Raw genomic sequence first — 214 nt, 5'->3', positions numbered from 1 at the left:
ATAAGTACCCACACTTGAAAGTGTTAAGCTACTTCCTGACGAACCATTAGACCAGTTGATGGTTCCTGCACAACCGTTGGCTGTCAGAGTCAAAGTGCCTGGGGCACAAACTATTTTTGGATTCGGTGCAGTGATTGTTGGCGCAGATGGCTGACTAACAATTTGCAGTCCGGTGACAGTAGAACTGGCTACACTTATACAAGAACCAACTGTG

The 214-nt window shown here is 46.3% G+C and carries 1 protein-coding gene; it reads right to left on the bottom strand.

Annotated elements, in window-relative coordinates:
* On the bottom strand, positions 1–214 hold a 214-nt coding region (locus ACYVFA_RS24120), incomplete at both ends, for a hypothetical protein (RefSeq protein WP_460474423.1).

Source organism: Emticicia fontis (assembly GCF_054779675.1).
Note: the sequence above shows the minus strand (reverse complement) of the source record. Positions and strands in the feature narration are given on the sequence as shown.